Annotated in this window: 19 protein-coding genes and 1 pseudogene; 11 read left to right on the plus strand and 9 right to left on the minus strand. The window is 73.1% G+C overall.

What is annotated here, in order from left to right; translation table 11 throughout:
• Positions 1–42: 42 nt before the first annotated feature.
• On the minus strand, positions 43–810 hold the full coding sequence (locus tag AC3EUJ_RS35555; RefSeq protein WP_431968885.1) for an NPP1 family protein: 768 nt from the start codon (positions 808–810) through the stop codon (positions 43–45).
• A 398-nt stretch (positions 811–1208) separates the two neighbouring features.
• Here AC3EUJ_RS35555 and AC3EUJ_RS35560 point away from each other — a divergent pair, with 398 nt between their 5' ends.
• Positions 1209–1373 (plus strand): hypothetical protein, encoded by a 165-nt coding sequence (locus AC3EUJ_RS35560; protein WP_431968887.1) that lies wholly within the window; start codon positions 1209–1211, stop codon positions 1371–1373.
• Positions 1374–1436: 63 nt separating this feature from the next.
• Here AC3EUJ_RS35560 and AC3EUJ_RS35565 read toward each other — a convergent pair whose 3' ends face one another.
• A complete protein-coding gene (locus AC3EUJ_RS35565) occupies positions 1437–1886 on the minus strand; it encodes a hypothetical protein (RefSeq protein WP_431968889.1) in 450 nt (149 codons plus the stop codon).
• A gap of 229 nt (positions 1887–2115) precedes the next feature.
• Between AC3EUJ_RS35565 and AC3EUJ_RS35570 the strand changes: the two are divergent.
• A pseudogene (locus tag AC3EUJ_RS35570) lies at positions 2116–2274 on the plus strand (hydrolase); the annotation flags it as partial.
• Positions 2275–2399: 125 nt separating this feature from the next.
• Here the strand turns inward: AC3EUJ_RS35570 and AC3EUJ_RS35575 are convergent.
• Both AC3EUJ_RS35575 and AC3EUJ_RS35580 read right to left on the minus strand, forming a co-directional pair.
• Complete coding sequence (locus AC3EUJ_RS35575) at positions 2400–3074, minus strand: SMI1/KNR4 family protein (RefSeq protein WP_431968921.1); 675 nt, start codon at positions 3072–3074, stop codon at positions 2400–2402.
• On the minus strand, positions 3071–3916 hold the full coding sequence (locus AC3EUJ_RS35580) for a patatin-like phospholipase family protein (protein WP_431968891.1): 846 nt from the start codon (positions 3914–3916) through the stop codon (positions 3071–3073). Before AC3EUJ_RS35580 ends, AC3EUJ_RS35575 begins: the two co-directional genes overlap by 4 nt.
• A gap of 271 nt (positions 3917–4187) precedes the next feature.
• On the opposite strand from AC3EUJ_RS35580, the gene AC3EUJ_RS35585 reads away from it, so the two are divergent.
• Positions 4188–4475 (plus strand): DUF6480 family protein, encoded by a 288-nt coding sequence (locus AC3EUJ_RS35585; RefSeq protein ID WP_431968893.1) that lies wholly within the window; start codon positions 4188–4190, stop codon positions 4473–4475.
• Between the two features lie 57 nt (positions 4476–4532).
• Here AC3EUJ_RS35585 and AC3EUJ_RS35590 read toward each other — a convergent pair whose 3' ends face one another.
• Both AC3EUJ_RS35590 and sbnA read right to left on the minus strand, forming a co-directional pair.
• Positions 4533–5462 carry an ion transporter gene (locus AC3EUJ_RS35590; protein ID WP_431968895.1) on the minus strand — a complete coding sequence of 310 codons (930 nt, stop codon included), beginning with the start codon at positions 5460–5462 and terminating at the stop codon, positions 4533–4535.
• 222 nt (positions 5463–5684) lie between these two features.
• Positions 5685–6695: a 2,3-diaminopropionate biosynthesis protein SbnA gene (gene sbnA / locus AC3EUJ_RS35595; protein WP_431968897.1), complete on the minus strand. Its 1011-nt coding sequence runs from the start codon at positions 6693–6695 to the stop codon at positions 5685–5687.
• A 276-nt stretch (positions 6696–6971) separates the two neighbouring features.
• Between sbnA and AC3EUJ_RS35600 the strand changes: the two genes are divergently transcribed.
• From AC3EUJ_RS35600 to AC3EUJ_RS35610, 3 genes are all read left to right on the plus strand, one after another.
• Entirely contained in the window at positions 6972–9530 is a 2559-nt protein-coding gene (locus AC3EUJ_RS35600; RefSeq protein WP_431968899.1) for a Pls/PosA family non-ribosomal peptide synthetase, read from the plus strand.
• Between the two features lie 130 nt (positions 9531–9660).
• Positions 9661–12288, plus strand: a complete 2628-nt coding sequence (locus tag AC3EUJ_RS35605; protein ID WP_431968901.1) for a non-ribosomal peptide synthetase — start codon at positions 9661–9663, stop codon at positions 12286–12288.
• Between the two features lie 478 nt (positions 12289–12766).
• Positions 12767–13033: a hypothetical protein gene (locus AC3EUJ_RS35610; RefSeq protein WP_431968903.1), complete on the plus strand. Its 267-nt coding sequence runs from the start codon at positions 12767–12769 to the stop codon at positions 13031–13033.
• Between the two features lie 319 nt (positions 13034–13352).
• On the opposite strand, the gene AC3EUJ_RS35615 is transcribed toward AC3EUJ_RS35610, so the two are convergent.
• Complete coding sequence (locus tag AC3EUJ_RS35615) at positions 13353–14183, minus strand: SAM-dependent methyltransferase (RefSeq protein WP_431968905.1); 831 nt, start codon at positions 14181–14183, stop codon at positions 13353–13355.
• A 73-nt stretch (positions 14184–14256) separates the two neighbouring features.
• Complete coding sequence (locus AC3EUJ_RS35620) at positions 14257–15165, minus strand: helix-turn-helix domain-containing protein (protein ID WP_431968907.1); 909 nt, start codon at positions 15163–15165, stop codon at positions 14257–14259.
• A 160-nt stretch (positions 15166–15325) separates the two neighbouring features.
• On the opposite strand from AC3EUJ_RS35620, the gene lplAB reads away from it, so the two are divergent.
• The 5 genes from lplAB to AC3EUJ_RS35645 all read left to right on the plus strand — a co-directional run bounded on the left by lplAB (position 15326) and on the right by AC3EUJ_RS35645 (position 19995).
• On the plus strand, positions 15326–16390 hold the full coding sequence (lplAB, locus tag AC3EUJ_RS35625) for a lipoate-protein ligase LplAB (protein ID WP_431968909.1): 1065 nt from the start codon (positions 15326–15328) through the stop codon (positions 16388–16390).
• 1095 nt (positions 16391–17485) lie between these two features.
• Positions 17486–18019 carry a hypothetical protein gene (locus AC3EUJ_RS35630; protein WP_431968911.1) on the plus strand — a complete coding sequence of 178 codons (534 nt, stop codon included), beginning with the start codon at positions 17486–17488 and terminating at the stop codon, positions 18017–18019.
• Between the two features lie 5 nt (positions 18020–18024).
• Complete coding sequence (locus tag AC3EUJ_RS35635; protein WP_431968913.1) at positions 18025–18723, plus strand: DedA family protein; 699 nt, start codon at positions 18025–18027, stop codon at positions 18721–18723.
• A 108-nt stretch (positions 18724–18831) separates the two neighbouring features.
• Positions 18832–19200: a hypothetical protein gene (locus AC3EUJ_RS35640; protein ID WP_431968915.1), complete on the plus strand. Its 369-nt coding sequence runs from the start codon at positions 18832–18834 to the stop codon at positions 19198–19200.
• Positions 19201–19257: 57 nt separating this feature from the next.
• The gene (locus AC3EUJ_RS35645) at positions 19258–19995 is read left to right on the plus strand and encodes a hypothetical protein (protein ID WP_431968917.1); all 738 of its coding nucleotides are present in this window, start codon (positions 19258–19260) and stop codon (positions 19993–19995) included.
• An 18-nt stretch (positions 19996–20013) separates the two neighbouring features.
• Here the strand turns inward: AC3EUJ_RS35645 and AC3EUJ_RS35650 are convergent, their stop codons facing one another.
• Positions 20014–20409 carry a DUF2267 domain-containing protein gene (locus tag AC3EUJ_RS35650; protein WP_431968919.1) on the minus strand — a complete coding sequence of 132 codons (396 nt, stop codon included), beginning with the start codon at positions 20407–20409 and terminating at the stop codon, positions 20014–20016.
• Between the last annotated feature and the right edge of the window lie 303 nt (positions 20410–20712).

Raw genomic sequence — 20712 nt, forward strand, 5'->3', positions numbered from 1 at the left:
GCGGGGGGGTGCTCCCCCCCCCCCCCCCCCCCCCCGCACCCGTCAGGCGTTCGGGTCGAACGGGATGCCCGTCGGCTTGGCCTTCGCCAGGTGGGAGTTGAGGTTGCCGTCCTTCAGGCCGAAGACCGCGCTGCCGAAGTCGGCCTGGCTCAGCTTGTCGCGCAGGCCCGCGGGGTAGCCGTTCCAGCCGATCAGATCGGGGAACTGCCAGCCGTGGTAGTGGTTCTCCGGCGGCTCGTCGTTGGAGTTGGCGGGACGGAAGCAGTGCGTGCTCGCGCCGTCCTTGTGGTAGACGACCTTGGGGTGCGTCCCGTCCCAGTGGATCTGGTCGCGGCCGTAGACGTTGAAGTCCCCGTGCGCCGAGGTGGACACGTACTGGGCCTGGTTGTCCTTGACCCAGACCACGACGTGCTCCCAGTCGTGGCGGTGGCCGCCGAGGCTGATGCCGGGTATGGCCTGGTCCTTCTCGAAGTAGAGGCCGTAGATGATGGCGCACCAGCCGTTGTTGCACTTGTAGCGGGCGTAGCCGTTGGTGTTGTCCAGGTCCGACTGGTCGCGGCAGTTGCCGTTGAGGGCGCCGGTGGGGTTCAGGCCCGGGTTGATGCCGCCGTCGGGCCCGATGGCGGGAGTGGGGTAGCAGCCGTCCGTGTCGTAGTCGAACGCCGGCTGGAACGTCTGCTCCAGGCCGTCCGCGTTGGCCGGCAGGGCGGTGGGCGGGGCGGCGAACGCCGTCCCGGGAAGGGCGATCACCAGCGCGACCGCGCTGCCGACGACAGCCGGGACCCTGGCGATACGCGAGCTTCTCTTCACTTGCTTCCTCCTGGTCGACCGCGGTGGGGGAGTGCACGGCCTGATGGGCAGCCTGATTGACATGCCCGGATCAGCCTGGCCGAACCGCGCTGACGTGTCGAGCCTCGTGGGATGTCCCGATGATGAAGCGTCAGCCAATAGCGGGGACAGGCCTCGACGGACGTGTCGTCCCGGGGGTGTCACCGCCACGTACCGATCCGGTGCGCTCCCGGTACTCGCGCGGGAGGATGGCGGCGCCGGACGTCGTGGGGGCGTCCCGGAGCAGGGGAACCATGAAGTACCCAGTGCCCGCCGCACTGTTGCTGGTGCTCCTGACCGCGTGCGGCGGCAAGGGCGCGGAGGCGCCCCGCACCGGGCGCGACCGTAGTCTGACGCGAAGAGCGGCGAGGAGGCTGTCCATGGCATCGACGGGTCCGGGCTGGTCGGTACGCGCGCCGCGCTGGGACCCCGTCCGGCACAGCGCCCAGGGCGACGCCGCCGCGGAGGCCGAACTCGCCGCGCCCGCCCGTCGGCCCGCACCGCCCGCCGCGTCGCGGGCGGCGGCGGGCGGGTTCGACCTCTGACCCCCGCCCCCCGCCCCCCCGCCGCCCCGCCGCCCCGCGCCACGCTGCGTACGCCGGGCCGTCTCAGGAGGCTTGGGCCTTCCGGCACTGCTCACGGGGGTCGTGGGCGTCGACCTCGGCGCCGAGGCTGAGGACGCGGGCCTGCAGTTCGTCCGCGTCGGCCGTGCCGCCGGACGTGGACGCGGCACCGGCCCGCAGGTCGGCGAGTTCGAGGCTCGCCGAGGTCTGCTCCGCCAACCGGGCCAGGCCTTGGGCGAGTTCTCGCCACTGCGAGTCGAGGCGGGCGGCCTGGGCCGCCTGGCGTGCGCTGTCCTCGAGACCGGGTACGACCCTCCTGTGGGCCGTCTCCCGTTCCTCCGGAGTGTCGGCGCCGGCCGGGACGAACATCTCGTAGTTCGCGCACGCCTCGCGGGCCAGATCGCGCGCCCGGTCGCTGTCGCCAGATGCGCAGGCGCTTGCCAAAGCCGTCACGGCGAGGACGGCTGCGACTGCTCGCAAGGTTGATCTCTGCATGGCCACATCATGCCGGTGACCGGTGAACCCGATGTGCCAACCCCCGGCCGTCCGCGGGATACTCCGTGGATGACGACCGACGCCTCCGCCCCTGTCCCGTGGGAGCGGGCCCTGCGCCATGTGGCGGGGCTGTCGTCGGGACCTCCGGTGGATCCGGCGCCGGGGTGACGCTGAACTTCCACCCGGACCGGGCGGCGCGGGGGAAACCGACGCTGGAAACCCTGGCCGAATGCGGGGTCTACCTCTCGCAGTAGGCTCGACCACCGCTTTCTCCGCGTGGGTGCACTCCTATGCGTACGACACCGAGAAGCCCGACCCCGTCCTGTTCGGGCACGCGTGCCGTGAACCGGGCGTCGACCCGGCCGAGACGCTGATGGTGGGTGACCACCCCGCCAAGGACGGCGGCGCGGCCGGCGCGGGACTGCGCTCGTACGTCCTGCCCGCCGGCGCCGCCCCCGGCGCACACCGGGGCCCGACGCGGTGCTCCGGCTGGCCGGGGTGCGGGCGAGAGCGTCACAGGGGGCTGAACCAGCGGTACCAGATGGGCCGGTCCTCCTCCTCCGCTTCCGCGGGCCGCGGCTGTTCCTCGTGCTCCAGCCAGTCCACGTACCACTCGGCGAAGGTCGCGGGCCGGCCGGCGTCGTTCGGGAGCGGGTGGACGCGGTCACTGGTGGCACGGCCGTCGAACCACATCGTGCCGCGCTGCGGACCGCTGACCACGAGGAGCGTGGCGAAGCCACAGCCGTGCTCCAGGAGGATGACCGCACCCGCCGTGCGGGCTTCGTCGGCGGCGTCGGCGGCCTCCTCCCACGCCCGGTGGGCGGTCCGGTGGGCCTCGGCTGACGGGAAGTCGTCCTCGCGGGGCTCGCGCGACCACAGCCTCTCGCACTCCGCCAGGGCGGCGTCCTGGTCGGGGAACGGCGCACGCAGACCGGCCCGGTCCGCATGCGTGTCGCCCTCCCAGACCCACCGTGTCCCGGCGCGACGGAGGGTTCTGACGCGTCCGCCGGCACTGACCGTGCGCAGGTAATGGCGGTAGTCCTCGGGAAAGATGATCCCGAACTGCCGCTCGGCGTCGCGGACTTCCGCTTCGGAAAGGGGCGGAGGGAGCGGGCCGCGGGTGCCGCCGTCCCACGCCGCGCGATCGTGGAGGGCCGCCGTGCGTACGCGCACCTCGTCCCAGTTCACCCCCGGCTCCACTCGATCTCCAGCTCGCGCCCCTGTGCCCGCCCGGCCTCGGCGGCGGGGCGGCGCGTGGCGGGGTCGAGCGGGTTCGTGCCGATCGCCGCCAGTGACGCCTCGTCCGGGCCGACCACCGCGACCTCGGCGCCCGCGGCTCGCAACTCCCGCACGGCCTGCTCCAGGGGCCGCTCACTGGGGAACAGCTCCGTGGCCCCCATCGGCACGATCGCCAGCACGCGCGACGCGCCCACGGCGTAGTCGGCGTTCGCGGCGGACCGCACACCGCCGTCGACGAAACGGCGCCCGTCGATCGTCACGGGCGGCCAGACGCCCGGTACGGCGCAACTCGCCGCGACCGCGTCCACGAGGTCCACACCGGAGGAGCCGTCGAAGACCTCCGGCTGCCCCGTCTCCGCGTCCACGGCGACGATCCGTACCGTCCGGGACGCGGACCAGTCGTGGGAGGGGAGACGGGACTCGATCACCCGGCGCCGTTCCTCCTCCGGCACGGTCTCGGCGCCGAGGGCGAACCTGCCCACCGCACGCCGCATGTCCGGGACGGAGGCGGCGCCCTCCAGCACCTCTGCGATGCTCGCGCCGAAGTTCGCCAGGTCCACCTCGGCCATGATCTCGGCCGACTGCAGTGCCGGCTCGGTCTGCCGGGCGTAGAGCTCGTCCAGCGACAGCCCGCTGCCCAGTTGCGCCGCGACCGTCGCCCCCGCCGACGTCCCGACCAGCACATCGGCCCCCGACACGTCCTGTCCCGCCTCCGCGAGTCCCGCCAGCAGTCCGGTGATCCAGGCGATCCCCGCGACGCCCCCGCCGCCGAGCACCAGTGCGTCGGTCATCTTCCGCCATCTCCCTCGGGGTTGCACTCGTGAGCCCTCGTCCCATCCTCTCCCACGCCGACGGGGTCATCCCGTTCCGTGTGGGGGCGGGTGGCGTGGCGACCCTGCGTGTCGAGGTGGTCGCCCGTGCCTCCGGGAGGTGGTTGTTCCTGATCGTGGTTCCCTTCGGGCGGATATAAGATGAATTACCGGGCCGCGGGCAGGTGAGACCACGGCGAGGGCGTGCGGAGCGATTTCCGCGTCCGCCACAGGAACGTCCGGAGGGGTGAGCATGTCCGACACACTGATCCGTCCCCAGCCGGTGATCGGCCCCACGATCGGCCCGGCGTTCGGCGCCACGAGCGGCACCGCGGGGCACCCCGCGTCGGCCCTGCGTCCGCACCGGGAACGGACGGAGCCCACCCCGACGCCGGCCGGCGAGGAGAGCACCACCGCGGGGATCTCGCACGCCGAGCCCCCGGAATTCCCGAAGGCCTGGGAGATCGTGGCCCTCGTGGCGATCTTCGCCGTCACGGTCCTGATCGCCGTGGGGCTGTTCGGCCGGGTCCTGACGCTCTGACCTCACCCGCGCGTCTCCGCGGCCCCGATTGTCCCGTTGAGCGGGTGGCGCGGGGCGTCAGGGCGGGGCCGGTGATCCGGCGGCAGGGGCTGTGGCGGTCGCGGCGGGGATCTCTTCGGGGCTCGTATCCCGTGTTCTGGCGAGTTCGAGCCCGGCCTCCAGTTCGTCCAGGGCCCGCCGGGCGGCGGCGATTCGTTCGCGCAGGTGGTCGGGCGCCGCGCCCTCGTCCGGACGGTGCGGAGATTCGCGCTCACGCTCGAGCTGCCTGGCCTCCTCCAGCGAGCTGATGACCACGCCGATGAGCAGGTTGACCAGCACGAACGAGCCGAACAGCACATAGGAGGCGTAGTAGAGCAGGCTCCAGCGGGAGATCTGCAGGCCGCCGCGGACGGCGTCACCGATGCCGTCCAGGGTGATCAGCAGGAAGAGCGACAGGGCGGCCCGGCCGACGGAGCCGTAGTGTTCGGGGTCGTCGTCGGCGAAGAAGACCCAGCCGGTCATCGCGTAGACATACAGCAGCATGGTGCCGACGAGCAGGAAGCTGACGGTGCCGGGCAGGCTCTTGCCGACGGCCACGATGATGATGCGCAACTGCGGCAGGAAGCGGGCGGCGCGCACGACCCGGGCCAGCCGCAGCAGCCGCAGCACCGTGGCGTTCTCGCGCGCGAAGGGCAGGCACGCCAGCGTCACCACGGCCAGGTCGAAGACGTTCCATGGATCGCGGAAGAAGTCCCGGGGGCGGTCGGCGTGGGCGCAGGCCCGTAAGACGACCTCGGCGGTGAAGACCGCCAGGAACCAGTGCTCCACGAGCTTCAGGGGTCCGTGCCAGTGCACGGCGATCCCGTCGTAGGTCTCGACCCCGAGGACGGCCGCGTTGGCCAGGACGAGGGCGAAGACGGCGACGCCGAACCACTCGGAGTCGACCACGTGGCGGCACCGCATGGCGATCGCGGCACGGCCCGGGGGAGTGGCGATGTGTTCTGCCATGTGCGTGTACCCGGTCCTCCGCTGCCGCCTGCCTGCTTATCCGACTGAAGTGGATCTTATGGCCGGCAGGCGGACCCGCGGGTCCGTGAACCCACGCAACCAGCAACCCGTCGCGGCCGGTTCAGCGGGCGGGCCGGCCGTTGACCCGCAGATTGCCCGGTCGTCGTGGAACCGGGCGCCGCGCCACGCAGCCTCGGGCCGGTCCCTCCCGGTCGTACGCGATCATGTCCCGTCCGTGCCGTGGCCGGCGCGGACGGGACGCGGCGCGGGGACCTCGGCGTCGGTGAGGGCGTCGTCGCCGTAGAGGTCCCTGACCCAGGGGGCGTGGTAGACGGTGTCGAGGTAGCGTTCGCCCAGGTCAGGAGCGATGGCGACCGCCGTGAGACCGTCGTGGCCGCGCTCGGCGAGCCAGCCGGTGGCGGCGCTGACGACGGTCCCGGTGGAGCCGCCGAAGAGGAAGCCGCGCCGGGCCAGGCGGTGGCAGGTGCGGACGGTGTCCGTCTCCGGGACGTGGACGACCTCGTCGACGCACGAGGTGTCGAGCAGCGGCGGGCGGACGCTCGTGCCCAGCCCGGGGATCATGCGCCGGCCGGGCGTGTCGCCGAAGGTCACCGAGCCCGCGGTGTCGACGGCCACGACGCGCATACGTGGGTGGTGGCGACGGAAGTAGCGGGCGCAGCCCATCAGCGTGCCGGTCGTGCCGGCGCCGACGAACAGGACGTCCAGGGCGGGGAAGCGGGCGGCGATGGCCGGGGCGGTCGTGCGGTAGTGGGCCAGGCCGTTGTCGGGGTTGGTGTACTGGTTCAGCCACACGTACCGGTCGTCGGCGGCGCACAGCGCGCGGACGTGGTCGATGCGGGCCCGCAGCCAGCCCCCGGTGGGCGCGGGTTCGGTGATCAGGTGCACCCGGCCGCCGAGGGCGGCGATCATCTGCCGGGTGGCCAGGTTGCAGCGGGTGTCGGTCACGCACACGAAGCGGTGCCCCCGGTTCGCGGCGATCATGGCCAGGGCCACGCCCAGGTTGCCCGAGGAGGACTCGACCAGGACCGAGCCGGCCCGCAGGCGTCCGCTGCGCTCTGCGGCCCCGATCATGGCGGCGGCTGCCTTGAGCTTGATCGACCCCGCGAAATTGAAGCCCTCGCACTTGAGGAACAGCCGCTGATCGAGGACGGGTTCGAGGTCTACGTACAGGTCGTCCTCGTTGAATTCCTGGGGCGCGGATATGACCGGCACGGTGTCTCCCTTCGGGGTCGTCGTGCTTCCAGTGACGCCCTTCGGGAGCGGTTCCGTCACGTCACCGGAATTCGTGACTTGACGCTGCCCGGGAGCGCGGGTAGGCGCCGGGCGGCGCACAAGCGGGGCGAGCGGATTATCGGGACGTTCCCCCGCGCGTCAAGTACCGAATTGCCGGGTCAGGACAGGCCGTCGGCTCCGGTGCCTACTGGAGGGCAGCGCCGCCGGATCCCCCGTGCGGCGTCCTGAGGGCACCCACCACGAGGGAGCGTCACCATGCCCGGCAAGTGTTCCGAGGTCCTTGTCGCCGGACCGGCCCGGCCAGCCGCGCCGGTCACCGAGCCGGCCGCGCCCGTGTCCGCCGATGCGCTGGAGGAGGCCCTGGCCGGCGTCCTCGCGGACGTGGTCCGCGCGGAGCGGGTCCCGCCCGGCGCCGACTTCTTCCACGACCTGGGCGCGGATTCACTGCTGATGGCCCAGTTCTGCGCCCGGGTGCGCAAACGCCCGGAGCTGCCGGCCGTCTCCATGAAGGACGTCTACCGCCACCCCACGGTGGCGGCCCTGGCGGCCGTGCTGGCCGAGCGCGCCGCGCCCGCCCCGTCCCCTCCCCTCGCGGTGCCCGGGGCGGCGGCCGCCGACGCGCCGGCCGCGGATGAACGGGCTTACGGGGCCACGTGGTTCGTGCTCTGCGGCGTGCTGCAGGTCGCGCTGTTCCTCGCGTACGGATGTGCCGCCGCCGTGGGGGCGGCGCGGGCCGGAACGTGGATCGCCGACGGCTCCGGCCTCCTGGAGACGTACGCACGTTCGGTCGCCGCCGCCGTGGCCGGGTTCGCCGCACTGTGCCTGCTGCCCGTGGCGGCCAAGTGGCTGCTGGCGGGGCGGTTCCGCGCGGGGCATCGGATCCGTGTGTGGGGCCCGGCATATGTCCGGTTCTGGTGCGTGCGGACGCTGGTGCGGGCCAATCCGCTGGTGCTGTTCGCCGGGACGCCGCTGTACACGCTGTACCTGCGGGCGCTGGGCGCCCGGATCGGCCGGGGGGCGGTGGTGCTGTCCACGCACGTGCCGGTGGCCGCCGACCTGCTGGTCGTCGGCGAGGACGCGGTGGTCCGCAAGGACGTGTCCCTGTCCTGCTACCGCGCCCACGCGGGGGTGATCGAGACTGGGCCGGTCACCGTCGGCGCCAGGGCCCGGGTCGGCGAGCAGGCGGTACTGGACATCGGCACCGTGATCGGTGAGGACGCCCAGCTCGCCCACGCCTCCAGCCTTCACAGCGGCCAGTCCGTGCCCTCCGGGCAGAGCTGGCACGGCTCCCCGGCCCAGCCCGGTGGCCCCGACCGGGCCGCACCCGACACCGTCGCCTGCGGGCCCGTCCGCCGGGCCGTCTACGCCGCGGGCCAGGTGCTGACCGCGGTCACCGTGCAACTGCCGCTGACCTTCGGCGGGCTCCACCTGATGCAGCGCGCGGTGCCACGGCTGGACGGGCTGCTGACCCCGGGACCGAAGGCGCTGACCAGCGCCGGCTTCTACCGCGACGCGGCCCTCGCCGCCCTGGTACTGGCCGCCGCCCTCCTCCTGCTGGGCGCGCTGACCACGCTCGTACTGCCGCGACTGGCCCGGCCCCTGCTGCGCCCGGACCGTGTGTACCCGTTGTACGGGCCGCGCCACGGCCTGCACCGCGCGATCGGACGCATGACCAACCGCCGGTTCCCCGCCACCCTGTTCGGCGACAGCTCGGCCGTCATCCACTACCTGCGCGCGATCGGCTGGGACCTGTGCCGCGTCCGGCAGACCGGCTCCAACTTCGGGACCGAGGTGAAGCACGACAACCCGTACCTGAGCCGGGTGGGCGCCGGCACCATGGTCGCCGACGGGCTGTCGATGATCAACGCCGACTACTCGGCGACCTCGTTCCGGCTGCGTCAGGTGGCGGTCGGCCCGGACAACTTCCTGGGCAACCGCATCGCCTACCCGGCCGGCGGCCGCACCGGGAGGAACTGCCTCCTGGCGACGAAGACGATGGTCCCGCTGGACGGGCCCGTACGGGAGGACACCGGCCTGCTGGGCTCGCCGGCCTTCGCCATCCCCCGCAGCGTGGAGCGCGACCACCGCTTCGACCACCTCACGCGTGGCCGTGTCCTGCGCCGCCGCCTGGCGGCCAAGAACCGGCACAACGCTGTCACCGCCTCCGTCTACCTGCTGCTGCGCTGGCTGCACCTGTGCGGCGTGCTGCTGATCGCCGCCTGGGCCGTGGGCCTTCACTCGCGCCTCGGCGCGCCGGCGTACGCCCTGGCGGGTGCCGCGGTGACGGTGTTCACCGCCGGGTGGTTCGCGCTCACGGAACGTGCCGCGACCGGCTTCCGCCCGCTGCGACCGCTGTACTGCTCGATCTACCAGCGCGCCTTCTGGCGGCACGAGCGCTACTGGAAGCTGGCCTCCGTCGACCACCTGAAGTGGCTCGACGGGACCCCGTTCAAGCCCCAGCTGCTGCGGCTGCTGGGCGCGCGGGTCGGACGCAGGGTCTTCGACGACGGCTGCTTCCTGCCCGAACGGTCCCTGGTGGCCATCGGCGACGAGTGCACCTTGAACGCGGGCAGCGTCATCCAGTGCCACTCCCAGGAGGACGGGGCCTTCAAGTCCGACCGCACCACGCTGGATGCGGCCTGCACCCTCGGGGTCGGCGCCTTCGTCCACTACGGGGTGACCCTCGGCGACCACGCGGTGCTCGCGCCCGACTCCTTCCTGATGAAGGGCGAGGACGTGCCCGCCCACGCCGCGTGGGGCGGCAACCCGGCCCGCGAGATGCCCGCCGCCGTCACCCGGGACGCGCGTTCCTGATCCCCGCACACCCCCGAGACCGGGCGGTACCCGCAGACCCGGCCGACCCGACCCGACCCGGCCCGGCCGACCCGACCCGGCCGACCGACCCGACACCACCGCACCGCATCACACCGGAAGGACGACCCCGATGGACATGTACGCGCACACCGGCCGCAGGTTCTGGCACTCGATGGTGACCACCGGCGGGTTCACCTCGATACCGCGCTGGACCTGCCGGCCGTCCCCACCGGGCACGGCCGTGCACCGGGTGAGGCTGCCGGACGACCTGGTCGCGGCCGTGCGACGGCAGGCGTACCGCCTCGGTGTGCCGATGCGGTCGGTGCTGCTGGCCGCGCACGCCAAGGTGCTGTCGGCCCTGTCCGGGGAGCGCGAGGTGATCACCGGCTACGCCGTGGAGGACGGGAGGGTGCTCCCGTGCCGGCTGTCGGCGGCCGCCGCCACGTGGCGCGGGCTGGTGCTGGCCGCGCATCGGGTGGAGGCGCAGGTGCTGGCCTTCCAGGACTACCCGGTCGGTGACCTGAGCCGCGAACTCGGCGTGACGGGGCCACTGTTCGAGACCGTCTGCGACCCGGCGGGCGCGGGCCGCGAGCCGGGCGGCGACGCCGGCGGCGCACCGGACGGGCGCACGGTGCTGCGGGTGGGCCTGTGCCCCCGCGACGGCCGCCTGGCACTGGAACTGGCCTATCGCACCGACGTGCTGGACGAGCCGGCGGCCGCCCGGATCGCCGGGTACCACCTGAGCGGACTCACCCTGATCGCCGCCGACGTCGACGCCGAACACGCCCGTCAGAGCCTGCTCACGGCGGACGAGACGCGGCTGCAGCTCGACGGCATGGCCGGGCCCCGGCGCAGGCTGCCCGACCGGCGCTTCCACGAGCTCTTCGAGGAGCGGGCGGCACGCCACCCCGAGGCGGTGGCGGCGGTCCACGCCGGCCGGCGGTGGACGTACGGGGAGCTCAACGCCCGCGCCAACCGCCTGGCCCACGCGCTGCTGGCGCGCGGGCTGCAGACCGAGGACGTCGTCGCGGTGGTCACCGGGCGGAACCTCGACTGGCTGGCCGCGGTGCTGGCCGTCCTCAAGGCCGGGGGCGCGTACCTGCCCGTCGAGCCGCACCTGCCGCCCGGGCGGATCGCCGCCGTCCTGACCCGCGCGGCCTGCACGACCGTGGTCACCGAGCACGGCAGCACCGCGGCCCTGGAACAGGCCCTGCCCAACCTGCCCGGCACCACGACCGTCCTCGTGGACCAGGCCGGGGCCGAGGAGCACCCGCCGACCGATCCGGGTGTCCCGGTGTCCGCAGACCAGCTGGCGTACCTGTACTTCACCTCGGGCTCCACCGGGGAGCCGAAGGGCGCGATGTGCGAGCACGCCGGATTCCTCAACCACCTCTACGCCAAGATCGACGACCTCGGCATCGGCGAGGGGCGGGTCGTCGCCCAGACCGCCCCGCAGAGCTTCGACATCTCACTGTGGCAGCTGACCGCCCCGCTGCTGGCGGGCGGGCGGGTCCTGATCGTCGAGCAGGACGTGGTCCTGGACGCCGACCGCTTCCTCGACACGGTCGCCGGGGAACCGGTGGACGTGCTGCAGCTCGTACCGTCCCACCTGGACGTCGTGCTGTCCGCCCTGGAGAGCAGGCCGCGGCGGCTGCCGGACCTGCGGTGCGTCTCGGTCACCGGGGAGGCGCTGAAGAAGGACCTGGTGGAGCGCTGGTTCGCCGCCGTGCCGGGGACCCGGCTGGTCAACGCGTACGGGCTGACCGAGACCAGCGACGACACCAACCACGCCGTCATGGACCGTCCCCCGGAGACCGACTGGGTCCCGGTCGGCCGGCCGGTCAACAACGTCCGGGTGTACGTGGTCGACGAGCACCTGGCGCCCGTCCCGCTGGGTGCCCCCGGCCTGATCGCGTTCTCGGGGGTCTGCGTCGGCCGCGGTTACGTGAACGATCCCGAGCGCACCCGCGAGGCGTATCTGCCCGACCCCCACCATCCCGGCGCGTGGCTCTACCGCAGCGGCGACGTCGGACGGTGGCACCCCGGGGGCCGGCTGGAGTTCCTCGGCCGTGTCGACGACCAGGTCAAGATCCGGGGCTTCCGCATCGAGATCGGCGAGATAGAGAACACCCTCACACGCGCCGAAGGCGTCCGTGACGCCGCCGTCGTCCTCACCGACCACGGCACCCGGCTCGCCGCCTTCTGCACCGGCGACCGTCCGCTGACGGCGGCCGCGCTCCACGAGCACCTGGCGGCGGCCCTGCCCGCCTACATGATCCCGGCGGCCTTCCACTGGCTTGACCACCTGCCGCTGACCGGGAACGGGAAGACCGATCGCGAGGCACTGGCCGATCTCGCCGGCCGTGCGGACCACGCCGCTGCCCACCGGCCCCCGCACACGCCCGCCGAACGGCGCCTGGCCGCCGCCTGGGCGCGCGCGCTCGGCGTCGCCGAGCACCGCGTCGGCCGCGGTGACCACTTCTTCGACCGGGGCGGCACCTCACTGGCCGCGGTACGCCTGGCGGTCCTGCTGGACCGCGCCGTCAGCCCCGCAGACGTCAACGCCCACCCCGTACTGGCCGACCTCGCCCGGACGCTGGAGGCCCGGCAGGGCGCGGGCGGCCCGGAGAGCGGGGCGCTCAGGCAGCCGGAGGGCGGCACCGCCGGACATCCGCGGGCACCGGAGCGTCGACACCCGGCACGGGCGGCGGCGCCGGGCGCTGGCACGCCGGGCACAGCTGATGCCCCCGCGCCCTGATCCCGGTGCCCCACCCGAGGCATGCCGGGCAGTCGCGCGCCGCGGTGAGGTCGGGGTGCGGGACGGCGGGGGCGAGGCGTGCTCCGTGGGACATCCGGGACTGCTCGGGGCGTGCGGAGAGCGGGCACGGCGTGAGCCTGATGGGTCTTCATCCAGGTGTCATGGAAATGCCGTGGTTCGGGCAAACGCCCTGTGTCGCGCTCGGGGCGCCGTGGGTGACGGGGGGATGCGGCGAGCCCCGCCGCCCGCGACGGGAATGACCGCCTCCGCCCGGCGGTTGCACACAACGCGGGTGCCGGTGGCGGGAGTACGCCAGCCAGGCGCCGTGGGGGCCGCCGCACAGCGGTCCGGTCCCCACGCGGCCGCCGGCGAGCGGCGACCGGCACCCACCTCATTCCCGCGCCGGTCCGGCCCCCATCCGGGCCGGCGCAGGGCGCGTCCCCGGGGACTGTCGGTGCCGGGTGACACCGTGGACACCATGGACGAGGTGATACGCCCCAGGGTCTACGGTTCCGACGTCGACGACCCGGATCCGGGCCCCAAGCCGGGGCACGTCTACCGGGAGCTGGTCGGCGGCCCGCTCGACGGGCTGCTGCTCGACGTGACCGACTGGACCGAGCCGCAGCGGTCGGCGGGTGCCGAGCTGCGTACCGACATCGGCCGCTTCGGCCCGGGCGGCCGCGCCCGGTACGCCCCGCGCGCGGGGGACCCCGCCCACTGGGACTGGCACGGGGACAGCCGCTGATCCGGCCGCGCCCCCGGGTGTCCCGGCTCCCTGTGTCGCGGACGCCCTGTCACACGCACTTCCGCCGCGCCCGGTTGCCCCGGGCACCCCGGGTGGGTCAGCCCGGGTCGCCGGATCGCGCCACGGGGTGTCTGATGAACGACGCGGCCCCGGGGCCCCGGAGTGGCCCCCGGCTCGGTCCCGGGCCGCTCTCCTCGCCCTGTCCGGCCATACCCCGGCCTGCGCCGCCGGCGGAACGGGGTGCCGAGCCAACACGTCGCGTCCGCAGCAAGGTTCACCGGGGCGATGCCCGGCGTGGACGGCGGGGCGCGACCCGCGGTTACGGCTTCCGGGCCAGCCCGGAGGCGATGAGACGCTCCCAGACGGTGAGTTCGCGCTCGGTGTCGCCGATGCGGGAGACACCGTCGCCCGGGTCCGGGCGCCACAGCGACGCGGGGACGATGCCCGGCTCCAGGATCTCCAGGCCGTCCAGCAGGTCCTCGATCTCCTTGTCGGTGCGCCACCGGCCGCGGCCGAAGGTCTGCTGGAGGATGCGCTCGGACTCGGCGGTCTCCGGATTGTTCCCGGACCGGAAGTGGCTGACGAAGAAGTAGCTGCCGGAGGGAACTTGGTCGCGCCAGTAGCCGACGATGCCCGCCGGGTCCTCGTCGTCGTTGACGTGGTGGAGGATGGCGCTGAGGATGACGGCGACGGGCTTGCCGAAGTCGATCACCTCGAGGGTGTCCGGGTGGTTGCGGATGACCTCGGGTTCGCGTATGTCGGCCTGGATGACCCGGGTGTCGTCGTTCTGCTCCAGCAGCGCCCGGCCGTGGGCGAGCACGATCGGGTCGCTGTCCACGTACACCACCGTGGACCCGGGCGCGTGCCGCTGGGCGACCTGGTGGACGTTGTCCGCGGTGGGCAGGCCGCTTCCCAGGTCGACGAACTGCCGTACGCCGGTCGTGGTGGCGATCTCCCGGATCGCGCGGATCAGCGCCGCGCGGTTGGCGAAGGCGATGGCCACCGAGCCGGGCAGGTCCTTCTTGAACACGTCGCCGATCTCCCGGTCGACGGCGTAGTTGTCCTTGCCGCCGAGCAGGTAGTCGTAGACGCGCGCGATACTTGGTCTGGTCTGGTCGACCCAGGACACGTCGTCCGTCATGACATCCATCCTTCTCCGCGATGACGCCGGGCAACCGTCATCCTAGGGAAGGTCGTGTGCAGTTCGCCCCCGAAGGCGGTGCTCAGCCCAACCGGTCGATGAGGCGGGTCAGGATGCGGCCCGTGTTGCGGGGCGGCTGCGACTCGGCCGCGAGCCGGTCCATGACGGTCAGGTAGTGCTCCACGTCGTCCTGCTTGTCCAGGTAGAGCGCGCTCGTCAACTGCTCCAGGTAGACGATGTCGGGCAGGTCGGGCTCGGAGAAGCGCAGGATGGTGACGGGGCCGCCCGCGGCGGCCAGACCGCCGATGTCGAACGGGGCGATCTGCAGCGTCACGTTGGGCAGGGAGGCGACCTCCATCAGGTGTTCCAGCTGACCCCGCATCACCTCGACGCCGCCGAGCGGCCGGTGGAGGCAGGCCTCGTCGAGCACGACCCACAGCTGCGGCGCGTCCTGCTTGGCCAGCAGGTCCTGACGGGTCATCCGCAGGTCGACGCGGCGGCTGATCTCCCGCTCGGTCGCCCGGGGATGGCCGAGCCGGGTGACGGCACGGGCGTACGCCTCGGTCTGCAGCAGGCCCGGGACGAACTGCACCTCGTAGGTGCGGATGGTGTGCGCGGCCTCCTCCAGGCCGATGTGCGTCTCGAACCAGCCCGGCAGGACGTCGGCGTACCGGTGCCACCAGCCCGGCGTGTTGGCCCGGCGTGCGAGCCCGAGCAGGTCGGCCCGCTCCTGCGCGTCGGTCACGCCGTACAGGGTGAGGAGGTCGGCGACGTCGCGCTCCTTGAAGCCCACCCGGCCGAGTTCCAGGCGGCTGATCTTCGCGTGCGACGCGCGGATCGCCTCGCCCGCGGCCTCCCGGCTGATGTGCCGGGACTCGCGCAGCCGCCGCAGCTGCGTACCCAGGACGATGCGCAGCACCGTCGGTCCACCGCGTTGCGCGCCGAGCGGCGAAGCGGTGGCGAGCTCGTGGCCCGGCCGGGCGGCAGTCATGTCGGATCCCCCTGAACGACTGGTTGCGGATTCAGTGTTCCATCGTCGGGCCCGCCAGTACAGGCACATCCGCCGCGAGGCGGCGCGCGCTCCACTCGCTCCGCTCGTGCCGGACGTACCCGCCGGGACTAAAGGGGCGCCCGCGACGGTTGTCGACAGCATGCACGGTGAGTACAAGGTGCCCGGTGGAAAGCTCGTGGTCGTGGACCTCGACGACCACGACGGGGTGCTCCGCAATGTTCGCGTCGCAGGCGACTTCTTCCTCGAGCCGGACGAGGCGATCACCGCCATCGACCGGGCGATCGAGGGCGCTCCCGCCGACACCGACGCCGCCGGCCTCGCGACCCGGATCGAGGCGGCCCTGCCCGAGGGAACCGTCATGTACGGCCTGAGCGCGGAGGGGATCGCCGTCGCCGTACGGCGTGCCCTCGCCCAGGCGACGGACTGGACGGACTACGACTGGCAGCTCATCCACGAGGGGCCGCAGTCCCCGGCCCTGCACATGGCCCTGGACGAGGTCCTCACCGCGGAGGTCGCGGCCGGACGCCGTCCGCCGACCCTGCGCGTGTGGGAGTGGGGCGGCCCGGCGGTCGTCATCGGCAGTTTCCAGTCCCTCGTCAACGAGGTCGACGCGGAGAACGCCGCGCGCCACGGCCTGACCGTCGTGCGGCGGATCTCGGGCGGCGGCGCGATGTTCGTGGAGCCCGGGAACACCATCACGTACTCCCTCTCGGTCCCCGCTTCCTTGGTGTCGGGGCTGTCGTTCGCCGACTCCTACGCCTACCTCGACGACTGGGTCCTCGACGCCCTCGGCGACATGGGCATCAAGGCCTGGTACCAGCCGCTGAACGACATCGCCACCGAGGCCGGCAAGATCGCCGGCGCCGCGCAGAAGCGCGTGGTCGCCCCGGACGGCGGGGCGGGCGCGGTCCTCCACCACGTGACGATGTCCTACGACATCGATGCCGACAAGATGCTCCAAGTGCTGCGCATCGGGCGGGAGAAGATGTCCGACAAGGGCACGCGCAGCGCGCAGAAGCGCGTCGACCCGCTGCGCCGCCAGACCGGGCTGCCTCGCGAGGCCGTCATCGACCGCATGATCGAGTCCTTCCGCGCGCGGTACGGCCTTGCTGACGGGGGCATCACCGCCGAGGAGCTCGCGCGTGCCGAGGAACTCGCCGCCGCGAAGTTCGGATCCCCGGAGTGGACCGCCCGGGTGCCGTGAAGTTCCGGGCGATACATTGACGTTGCTCACTTTTGCACTGAGCAATGATATTCTGGGAGGTGATTTCCGGCATGGAAGCCCCGCGGGGGCCGGGGCAGGGGCGTTCCGCCGCACGCGAAGGGAGCGTACCCGATGTACCGCTTCGACTGTCTGCCGGACGGCCGGCGTATCACCGCGGTGGCGGCGTGCCGGCAGTGTGGGGCTGGTGTCCGCGCGCGGCACGCACGCGTCAAGGGCGTCCGCGCCCTGGGAACCGTCGGTCGGGCCCCGTACGCCGAAGTAGCCGATGACGGCCGCCGCGACGACGGCGCTCCGCGGGACGAGGCGGGACGCGGTGGCGGCCCGGGGCCGTCATGGGCCGGCGGGAGACGGTGTCGTCCGCCAGGTGGCGGGCGCGGTCGCGTTGGGCGCGATGACGCTCACCGCGCGGCCCGGAAGCCCTGCCGGTCACTCCGGGTGCCAGGGTGCGACTCTGTGCGGAGGCCGTGTCCTGCGAGCGGGGCCCGCCACAGCGGGACGACGATCCGTCTGTCGTCCGTGTCTCCGTCACTGCCGTCCGACGGGGGAATCGGGCCGTTCATTTATGCCTCCGGTTCAGTTGCGATCGAACGCATGGCATCAACTGGGGGCTTCGCCTCCGGTATTCCGGCGGGCCGCGGTGGGGAAGATCACAGAGAGCCGCCGGGACGCGCGGACGGCGTCGCGGCGCGGTGATCTCGGGATTCCGGACGCTTGTTCACCGCGGGCGGGGCGATCTGACGGATTGTCCGGCCGCGGGGTCGTTGCCGCTCCGGCATGGAGTGCCCGATGTGGAGTTGACAGGGTGGACCGATATCCATGTGACGGCGCAAGGGGCGCGACCGTGACAGGCTTTCCGTGGCCGTGAATTCACGGCCATCGACGCGGAATTCACCCGCGTCCCCGTTTCCGGCGGGGCGGCCGGGAATGGCCCTCGACTGACCGCACTTGCGGGTTGCGCCGTTGTTAGGTGCGTCACGGCGGAAATAAGTGGAGAGCCAAGTCCGGTTGCCTGATCGGAAGACGAAGTCGACGCGCCGCCATGGCGACGCGGACCCGGCTGATCAGGAGGCCGCCGTGAACCCATCCCCATCCGCGAGAGACGGCTGGGCGGCGTTGGGGCAGGACGCGGCGCACGCGCTCGACCGGGTCCACGCCGTGGCCCCCTGGCCGCTGATGGCGGTGGCGTTGCTCTGGCTGGCCCACCGGCATCCGGCGGTCTACGTCCGCGTCGCGATCGCACTCCTGCTGTCCAGCGGGGCCGGCCTCGCCCTGTCCGCGACCATGGGGCGCGTGCCGGTGCGCGGGGCCTCCCCCGCCCGTGACTACCTGGCGGACTACTTCGCGCTGCCCGGTGCGGGTGCGGGCTGGTACCTGCTGACGGCGCTCGCGGTGGCCGCCACTGTCGGGGCCGTCTGGGCACGGATCGCCGCGGCGGCGCTCGCCGTGTCCTCGGTCGCGGTGGCGGTGGCCACCGCCGACGACCCGGTAAGCGGCGCCCTCCTGGCCGCGGGCCTGCCGGTGCTCGCCTGGTTCACCGCTCGCCATCTGCCGTACCGGCCGCGGGCGCGACGCGCACCCGAAGCGGCGCCGCTGCGGCAGGCGGGCTGACGGCCATGCACCTGGACGGTCTGATCGAGGCGGCCGGATGGTGGACGTACGTCGTCGTGTTCGCCGTGACCGCCGGGGAGACCAGCGCCTTTGTCGGCCTGCTGCTCCCCGGGGAGACGGTCATCCTCCTGGCGGCCGCCATCGCGGGCCGCGGAGACCTGCACCCCCTCCTCCTTGCCGGCGCCGTGGTCACCGGCGGCATGGCCGGTGACAGCCTCGGCTTCGCATTGGGCCGGCACTGCGAGCGGCACCCGGGCACGTGGCTGCGCCGGATACGTCCTGACAGCCGGATGGGACGCGCCCAGCACTTTCTGGTCCGCCACGGCGGAGCGGCGGTGTTCACCGGGCGGTTCGTCGGTTTCGTCCGTACCTTCCTGCCGTTCGTCGCGGGCGCGTCCGGCATGCCCTACCGCCGCTTCTTCCTCTACAGCAGCGCCGCGTCACTGGTCTGGGGTGTCGGCAATGTGCTGCTCGGCTACTTCGCCGGCGCGGCCGCCACCGGGCTGCTGCACCGGGCGGGCCTCGTCGCGATCCCCGTGCTCGTCGCCGCGGGCGCGGCCGCGCTGATCGCCACCCGCCTCCTCGCCCGGCGCCGCCACGCAACCGCACGGGCGGCGTCGAGGATCGTGGCGTCCGGCGGGGGCGTCCGGCGAACGCCGGAGCAGGACTCCACGGGCACGTACACCTCCGCACGGGAGTCGTGAGCGACCCCGTTCACCTCGTGGCCCGACCGGGCCGGCGCGGGGCCGGTTGGTAGGCTGCGCCTCCGGGCGGCAACGGGGGGAAGGATGACGGCGGAAGCGGAATCATGGGTGCCTCCGAGACCCTGGTCCAGGGGGATCCGGCTCGGCATCCTCTTCGGCGGGCTGACCTCGGTGGTCTCCGTCGTCGGCATCGGCAGGGCATGGGCGGCGTGCGACGTCGGTGTCAACGCGGGTGCGAACGCCATGACCCTGTTCTTCCTCGCGCCCCTCGTCTGGATCGCGGCGGCGATTCCATGGGTCGTCCTGCAGGGCGTCCTGGGACGACGCCACCGACGGTCGGCACTGATCGCGGGTCTGGTATTCACCGTGTGGTTCACGTGGTTCCTGGTGACGTGGCTCGGCATGCCGGATTCCTACCCGAGCCCCTGGTGCACGGACAACGTCCCGCCGTGGTGGCCGAGTTACCTTCCCGCGTAAGGCGGCCGCCGGTGCATTCCCCGTCCGGGCGCAGCGTGATCCCTCTAGGATTCCCGGGTGCCCGAGACAGAGATCGTCACCGCTGGTGAGCGTCCCGACCTCCGTGAGCAGGTGAAGGCCGCGCTCTGGGGCGGGTGGCCGGAGTTCATCCTGCACGCGCCGTCCTCGGCGGAGTACCGCCGTCGGGCGGTGGCGTACTTCCCGCGGTTCGACGTGCTGCTGGTGGACGGCGGCGAGGTGGTGGCCGGTGGGGCAGGTGTGGCGTTGCGCTGGGACGGGGACGTGGGCACGCTGCCGGACGGCTACGACGGGGCCATGGCCGCCGCGGTGACGGGGCATGAGACCTCCGTGGTGCCGGACACGCTGTGCGTCATGGTCGCCGCCGTGCGCCCCGACCGCCTCGGCGGCGGACTGGCCGGCAGGGTGCTCACGGCGCTGCGCGAACGCGCCGTGGAGGCCGGACTGCGGCGAGTGATCGCGCCGGTGCGGCCGACCCTCAAGGCGCGGTACCCGCTGGCGGCGATGGAGGACTTCGCCGGCTGGGCGCGCCCGGACGGGCTGCACCTGGACCCCTGGATCCGCACCCACCAGCGGCTCGGGGCGACGGTCCTCGCGCCCGCGCCGCGCTCCATGGTGATCCCCGGGACCGTGGCCGAGTGGGAGTCGTGGGCGAACATGGCCTTCCCCCGGACCGGTGGTTACGTCGTCCCCGGAGCACTCGACCTCGTGGAGATCGACCGCGAGCGGGACCACGGCGTCCACGCCGAGTCCAACCTGTGGATGCGGCACCTTTAGCCGCCCGGGGCGGCAGGCTCAGGCGGCGTTCACAAGGTCGTGGCGGCCGAACAGCGGGGCGTAGTCGCATGGCAGCTGGTGGAGGACGCGCGTGATCAGGTCGCGTCCGGCCAGCCCGGCGACCACGGCGAGCACCGTGCAGCTGTCCCAGCGCGCCGTGGCGGTGGTGCCGCCGGTGCGGGCGGCCAGGTCCTCGACGAAGGCGCCGCTGGTGATCGTCCGGATCTCCGGGATCTGCGCGGTGAAGACCAGCGCCGCCTCGACGGGCAGGCATGCGGCCAGCGCGACGCGTTCCTCGCCGATGAGCCGGCGGCCCAGGGCGGCGAGCACCGCCCGCACCGCTTCCTCGGCCCGTTCCCGGGTGGGGTGGATGCCGTCGTACCGCACCCGCTCCAGCATGTGATCGAACGTCATGAACGCTGTCGGCCGACCCGGTTGGGGCTGGGGGGACATCGGAGGACCTCCGCGGTGGGTGTGCGTACCGGCCGGTGGGCCCGGCCGTTCGCGGCCCCTCTACCCCGAAAGCCGCGGTGTATGACTGCGCACCCGCCATTGGGACGGTGTGAGCGGAAAGTCGCGGAGCGGATCAAAGCCTTTTACCGCCGGATGTATTGACCCGTACACTACAAAACCACACATTCCGCCTGACCTTCGCGCGCCTCACGGGCCCGTTCCCGGCCGGCCCGGTCGGGAACGGGCCCGCGCCGTTCGGGCGGT

Source organism: Actinacidiphila sp. bgisy160 (genome assembly GCF_057707815.1).